This is a genomic window from Alistipes sp. CAG:268, from assembly GCA_000434235.1.
In the GTDB taxonomy this organism is placed as follows: domain Bacteria; phylum Bacteroidota; class Bacteroidia; order Bacteroidales; family Rikenellaceae; genus Alistipes; species Alistipes avistercoris.
Genome location: FR892000.1, coordinates 1 through 6123 on the forward strand (window position 1 = coordinate 1; position 6123 = coordinate 6123).

The 6123-nt window shown below is 64.9% G+C and carries 8 protein-coding genes; 6 read left to right on the forward strand and 2 right to left on the reverse strand.

Annotated features, from left to right (window positions below; genetic code table 11):
• From QZL63_RS05595 to QZL63_RS05620, 6 genes are all read left to right on the forward strand, one after another.
• On the forward strand, positions 1–220 hold a 220-nt coding region (locus tag QZL63_RS05595), incomplete at its 5' end, for a hypothetical protein (RefSeq protein ID WP_290586155.1).
• A 7-nt stretch (positions 221–227) separates the two neighbouring features.
• A complete protein-coding gene (locus QZL63_RS05600) occupies positions 228–1166 on the forward strand; it encodes a glycosyltransferase (RefSeq protein WP_022308350.1) in 939 nt (312 codons plus the stop codon).
• Positions 1167–1170: 4 nt separating this feature from the next.
• Positions 1171–1818 carry an endonuclease III gene (nth, locus tag QZL63_RS05605; protein WP_022308351.1) on the forward strand — a complete coding sequence of 216 codons (648 nt, stop codon included), beginning with the start codon at positions 1171–1173 and terminating at the stop codon, positions 1816–1818.
• 105 nt (positions 1819–1923) lie between these two features.
• The gene (locus QZL63_RS05610) at positions 1924–2955 is read left to right on the forward strand and encodes a DHH family phosphoesterase (RefSeq protein ID WP_022308352.1); all 1032 of its coding nucleotides are present in this window, start codon (positions 1924–1926) and stop codon (positions 2953–2955) included.
• Positions 2956–2959: 4 nt separating this feature from the next.
• Positions 2960–3847: a LysR family transcriptional regulator gene (locus tag QZL63_RS05615; protein WP_022308353.1), complete on the forward strand. Its 888-nt coding sequence runs from the start codon at positions 2960–2962 to the stop codon at positions 3845–3847.
• Positions 3848–3997: 150 nt separating this feature from the next.
• Positions 3998–5077, forward strand: a complete 1080-nt coding sequence (locus QZL63_RS05620; protein WP_022308354.1) for a YeiH family protein — start codon at positions 3998–4000, stop codon at positions 5075–5077.
• A gap of 81 nt (positions 5078–5158) precedes the next feature.
• On the opposite strand, the gene QZL63_RS05625 is transcribed toward QZL63_RS05620, so the two are convergent.
• Positions 5159–5773 carry a GNAT family N-acetyltransferase gene (locus tag QZL63_RS05625; RefSeq protein ID WP_022308355.1) on the reverse strand — a complete coding sequence of 205 codons (615 nt, stop codon included), beginning with the start codon at positions 5771–5773 and terminating at the stop codon, positions 5159–5161.
• 24 nt (positions 5774–5797) lie between these two features.
• A partial coding sequence (locus QZL63_RS05630) for a family 43 glycosylhydrolase (RefSeq protein ID WP_290586159.1) occupies positions 5798–6123 on the reverse strand: 326 nt, incomplete at its 5' end.

Sequence of the window (6123 nt, forward strand, 5' to 3'; positions counted from 1 at the left end):
GGGCGTGCGTCCCGCCGCCTCGGGCGCAGGCACTGCCTCGGCCGGAGTCCCGTCCGCGGGCTACGAGGTCGGGCAGCGGGTCGAACATGCGATTTTCGGCGCAGGCGTCGTGCGCAGCATCGAGCTGGCGCAGGACGGCGACCAGCGGCTGGTCGTGGAGTTCGGCAACGCCGGGACAAAGACCCTGCTCGCGAAATTCGCCAAACTGACCAAACTCTGATCGTGCAATGGAACAGACCTCCCTGCCGCTGGTGTCGGTGCTGATGACCACCTACAACCACGAACGCTACCTGGCCCGGGCCGTCGAGAGCGTGCTGGCGCAGCAGACCTCCTTCGCCGTGGAGCTGGTTCTGGGCGAGGATTGCAGTACGGACGGCACGCGGGCCCTCTGCGAGGCCTATGCCTCCGAATATCCCGGCCGCGTGCGGCTGGTCACCGGCCCTGCGAATATCGGCTGGCGGGCCAACTACCTCCGCACATTCGAGGCCTGCCGCGGCAAGTATGTGGCCTACTGCGACGGCGACGACTGGTGGAGCGACCCGCACAAGCTGCAGATGCAGGTCGATCTGATGGAGTCCGACCCCTCGTGCGGCATGTGCTACACGCGGGCCGACAACTACTATGAGGCCGACGGGCGCACGACCCCCGACCAGGAGGTCCACTTCACCGACTTCGACCGCCTGCTGCTGAGCCTGACAATCGCCAACTGCGCGACCCTTGCGCGCCGCGACCTGATCGCCCGCTACTACGCCGAGGTGCGTCCTGCGGAGCATCCCGACTGGAAGACCGACGATGCGCCGATGTGGCTCTGGTTCTCGGTGTGCAGCCGCGTGCGCTACATCCCTGCGGTGACGGCCGTGCACCGGCGCCTGCCCGACAGCGTGAGCCACAGTACGGCCTACCGCCGGCGGATCGAATTCTGCGACTCGCTCATGGACATCAGCCTCTGGTTCGATGCCCGCTACGGCGCGGGCCGCAACCGTTTCCGGATCCTCCGGCGGCGCAGCTCGGTGGCCCTTTGGGTCCTCTCCTACAACGGTCCGGTCGGCGAATACCTCGCACGGTGGCTGCGCGACGTGCGGCGCACGCCGCGTCTGGCGCTTTGTCCCGAGGGGGCGGGGCTGCTCGTGAAGAAGATTCTGTTCCGACGTTCGAAAAAAGCCTGATACCATGACCATCCGACAGCGTTACGACGGCGTCATCGCCTGGTTCTCGGAGCACATGCCCGTGGCCGAGAGCGAACTGCACTACAAGGACCCCTATCAGCTGCTTGTCGCCGTGATCCTCTCGGCGCAGTGCACCGACAAGCGGGTGAACATGACCACCCCGGCCCTGTTCGAGGCCTTCCCGACCCCGTTCGACATGGCCCGCGCCTCGGCCGAGGAGATCTATCCCTACATCCGGAGCATCTCCTACCCGAACAACAAGGCCAAAAACCTCGCGGCCATGGCCCGGATGCTCTGCGAGGAGTTCGGCGGCGAGGTGCCGAGCGACCTGGAGGCCATGCAGCGCCTGCCGGGCGTGGGCCGCAAGACGGCCAACGTGCTGGGTGCCGTGCTGTGGCAGAAGCAGGTGATGCCGGTCGATACGCACGTCTTCCGCGTCTCGGAGCGCATCGGCCTCACCACCGGGTCAAAGAATCCGCTGCAGACCGAGCGGACCCTCGAGCGCAACATCCCCGGCCATCTGCTGCCCGTGGCGCACCACTGGCTGATCCTTCACGGGCGCTATGTCTGCACGGCGCGCTCCCCGAAGTGCGCCTCCTGCGGCATCGCCCCGTGGTGTCGCAAGCATGCCGCCGACAGCCGGTCGAAATAGAACCCGGCCGCCGCTTTCTCCCGCCCGGAGGGCGATCCCCGGGGGCGGGTTGGTTATCTGCCTCTTTTTTTCTATCTTTGTACGAATCATTCAAAAAGAGCCTACATGGAGTTATCGCATAAACAGATCGAGTCCCTGAAAGAGATGCTTGCGCAGCCCCGCCTGCGCATCGTGATCCTGTCACACACCAATCCTGACGGCGACGCCGTGGGTTCGTCGCTGGCATGGGCCGAGGTGCTGCGGGCCCGGGGACACGAGGTGACGTGCGTCGTCCCGAACAAATACCCCTATTTCCTCGACTGGATGCCCGGCATCGAGGAGGTGGTGGTCTTCAAGACCGACACCGAGGGGCGTGCCGTGAAGGCCATCGCCGAGGCCGACGTCCTCTTCTGCCTCGATTTCAACGCCGTTTCGCGGCTCGAGATCCTCAGCGAGACGATCCAGGGCAATACGACCGCCCGCCGCGTGCTGATCGACCACCACCTGCAGCCCGACGAGGGTTTCGACATCGTCTTCTCGCACCCCGAATCGTCGAGCACCTGCTTTCTGGTCTACTGCCTCGTCGAGGCAATGTACGGCACCGGGGCCATCACCCGTCGCATGGGCGAGCTGCTCTACGTGGGCATGATGACCGATACGGGCAACTTCGCCTTCTCGCACCTCACGCCCGAGCTCTTCCGTGCCGTGGCCGTGCTGCTCGAGAAGGGCATCAGCATCCCCGAGATCCACAACAGCGTCTACAACGCCTATACCGAGGGGCGCGCGCGGCTGTTCGGCTACGCCATCAACCGCAAGATGGCACTCATCGAGGACGGTACGGTGGCCTACATGTCGCTGCTCGAGAGCGAGATGCGCCGCTTCCAGTTCCAGCAGGGCGACAGCGAGGGCTTCGTGAACTACGCCCTGACGATCAAGAAGGTCAAGATGTCGGCCATGTTCCTGGCCCACCGCAAGTTCATCCGCATCTCGCTCCGTTCGCGCGGGGATGTGGACGTGAACCTCTTCGCCCGCAAGTACTTCAACGGCGGCGGCCACAAGAATGCCGCCGGCGGCAAGTCCTTCCTCTCGATGGAGGAGACCATCGACCACTACATCCGTTCGGTCCGCGAGTTCGCCGAGGAGGGTCATCTCGGTTGAGGCGATGGACGATTTCCGACTGAAAGTATTCATTGCGGCGGCCCGGACGCTGAGTTTCACGCGGGCCGCCGAGCAGCTCTACATTTCGCAGCCGGCCGTCAGCAAGCACATCGGCGAGCTGGAGGCACGCTACCGCACGTCGCTGTTCGTGCGCCGCGGCAGCCGGCTCGCCTTGACCGATGCCGGGCGCACGATGCTGGCGGCGGCCGAGCGCCTGGCCGAGGACTACCGCCGGCTGGAGTACGAGATGAGCCTCTGCTCGAGCCATGCCGAGGGCGAGTTGCGGCTGGGTGCCAGCACGACCGTCGCCCAATACCTGCTGCCTCCGATTCTGGCCCACTTTACGGCCCGTTACCCCGGGGTGCGGGTCTCCGTGCTCTCGGGCAACAGCGGGCAGGTCGAGGAGGCGCTGGCCGGGCAGGCGATCGACCTGGGAATGGTCGAGAGCCTCAGTCGCCGGCAGGGGCTGCACTACACGCTCTTCAGACCCGACGAACTGGTGCTTGTGGCGCGTCCCGGCGGCCGGTATGCCCGCACGGAGCAGGTGACTCCCGAGGAGTTGTGCCGCATCCCGCTTGTGCTGCGCGAGAACGGGTCGGGTACGCTCGAGGTGATCGCCGCGGCATTGGCCGGAGCGGGCCTGCGGCTGTCGCAGCTCCAGGTGGCGATGCGCCTGGGCACGACCGAGGGGATCAAGGCCTATGTGCGCCACAGCGATGCGATGGCGATCGTCTCGGTCATCTCGGTCGTCGATGAGCTGCGCAGCGGGGCGTTGCGGATCGTCGATATCGACAACCTGACCCTCACGCGCGACTTCTCGTTCGTCCATGCCGCCGCAGAGCCCGATTCGCTGGCCCGGCAGTTCGTCGATTTCGCCCGCTCCGACTTCTGACGCCTCCCGGCGGGGTGTCGCTTCCCTCTCTCTCCGTTTTCCATCTTCCTCCGGCCCGGCATAACCTCGGGTTATCGCGGATAACCAATTCTTGTTCCGCATTCGGCGCAAAGGTGCGATCTTTGCGACCGGAATCAAAAATTGCCGGATATGCTCAAAAAAGGGAACAGGGCCAACACCCTGCATGGAATTCTTCTGATCGCGTTGTTCTCGTTCGCGGCGTTCTACATCGCCGACATCCCCGTGGTGAAAAAGCTCTCGTTCAGCCCGCTGATCGTCGGTATCGTGCTGGGTATGCTCTATGCCAACAGCCTGCGCAACCGCCTGCCCGAGACGTGGGTGCCGGGTATCAGGTTCTGTACGAAGCAGGTGCTGCGCTGGGGCATCATCCTCTACGGGTTCCGCCTGACGCTGGCCCAGGTGGCGGCGGTCGGCGGTCCGGCCGTGGCGGTCGATCTCATCATCGTGACGGTCACGATCCTCGGAGGCGTGCTGCTGGGCCGGCTGCTGAAACTCGACCGTGATACGGCGCTGATGACCTCGACCGGCTCGGCCATCTGCGGCGCGGCCGCCGTGCTGGGTGCCGAACCGGTCGTGAAGTGCGAGGGGTACAAGACGGCGATCGCCGTATCGACGGTGGTCATCTTCGGGACCCTCTCGATGTTCCTCTATCCGATCCTCTACCGGGCCGGGGTGCTCGACGGGCTGGGCGACACGGGTGTGGCCATCTACACGGGCAGCACGCTCCACGAGGTGGCGCACGTCGCCGGTGCGGGCAATGCAATGGACCCGACCGACTCGCTCGGCATCGCCGGGACGGCCACCATCACCAAGATGATCCGCGTCATGATGCTTGCTCCGGTGCTTGTCATCATGAGCTTCGCCCTGGCGGGCCGCCGCCGGAAGGAGGGTGCCGCCGCTGCGGGACAGGAGAAGAGCCGCATCACGATCCCGTGGTTCGCCTTCGGATTCATCGGGGTGATCTGCCTCAATTCGCTGCTGCAGCACCTCTGCGGCGTGGCGAGCGTGCGCGAGATCCCGCTCAACGGGGCGATCGAGTACATCGATACCTTCCTGCTGACAATGGCCATGACGGCGCTGGGCACCGAGACGAGCATCGACAAGTTCCGACAGGCCGGGGCAAAGCCTTTCCTGCTGGCCGGACTGCTCTACGTGTGGCTGCTCGTCGGGGGCTACTACGTGACCAAATACTTCGTTTCGATGCTGTAGGGCTGTTCGGAGGTGTGGCATTGAAATGAAGTTCCCCGGACGGAATCTCCGTCCGGGGAACTTGTTGTGTCCCGCATCGTTCTAAAGGCGGGGTTGATCGGGCGCCTCGTGTTCGGTGTAGCGGAGCACGGTCTCCCGGATGAAATCGGCGAAACGGCGCGCTTCGTCGTCGGTAAGCGGCGTCGGGCGGCTCAGCAGCACCAGCCGGTGCGGCTCGAAGGGTTGGCGGTAGGAGGGGTGGATGTACTCGTGCGGGTTCTCGACGAATCCCAGCCGGCGGTAGAAATGCAGCCTTCGGATCGAGATCTCATCGACGGGCGGGTCGATCTCCAGAATGACGCGCCGGTCGCGGCAGAAGGTCCCGAAGACCTCCGACCCCAGGTTCTGCCCGCGCAGCGAGGCACAGATGGCCAGATGTTCCACATAATCCCATTCGTCGGTGTGCCAGTAGTAGAGGATCCCGACAAACTCGTCGCCGCGCCAGATGCCTTCGGCCCGGAATGCGGGGTCGGCCAGGGCGCGGATGTGGTCCTCCTCGGAGCGCTGCTCCTTGTAGGGGAACGAGCGGCGATAGATCTCCCTCGGGGAAACGAGCGGCGATAGATCTCCATCGCCTTGGCCCAGCCCCGGTCGGCAGGCGAGGTAAAGGGAGTGAATTGCAGTCGTTCGTTCATCGTTGTCCGGTTTTTGCGGCAAGATAGCACAAATTCCGTGAATCTCCTAATCCTGTTTCCGCGTCCGATGTTTCCATGCGGGGCGTTCGGCCAGTCGTGACGGCTCGGCGCCGCGGACCTCGGGCCACCCCTTGCGCCAGGTCACGCGGTCGAGCATCAGCACCCGTCCGTCGGGGTTCGCGCGGCTTACGGCATGGTAGAGGATCCAGGTCTGTCCCTTGTCGTCGGTGACCAGTTCGGCGTTGTGCCCCGTCCCGGCGAAGTCGTGGTTGCCGTGGATCACCACTTCGTGGTGGTTGTCGGCCATCGGCCGCCCTGCCCGGTCGGTGTAGGGACCCATCAGGTACTTCGACCGGCCCACGACCGTCGTGT

Bases quoted from the DNA above. Each gene is read 5' to 3' on its own strand.
- QZL63_RS05610 (WP_022308352.1), top strand. From the start codon at position 1,924: ATGGAGTTATCGCATAAACAGATCGAGTCCCTGAAAGAGATGCTTGCG.
- nth (WP_022308351.1), top strand. From the start codon at position 1,171: ATGACCATCCGACAGCGTTACGACGGCGTCATCGCCTGGTTCTCGGAG.
- QZL63_RS05620 (WP_022308354.1), top strand. From the start codon at position 3,998: ATGCTCAAAAAAGGGAACAGGGCCAACACCCTGCATGGAATTCTTCTG.
- QZL63_RS05600 (WP_022308350.1), top strand. From the start codon at position 228: ATGGAACAGACCTCCCTGCCGCTGGTGTCGGTGCTGATGACCACCTAC.
- QZL63_RS05615 (WP_022308353.1), top strand. From the start codon at position 2,960: ATGGACGATTTCCGACTGAAAGTATTCATTGCGGCGGCCCGGACGCTG.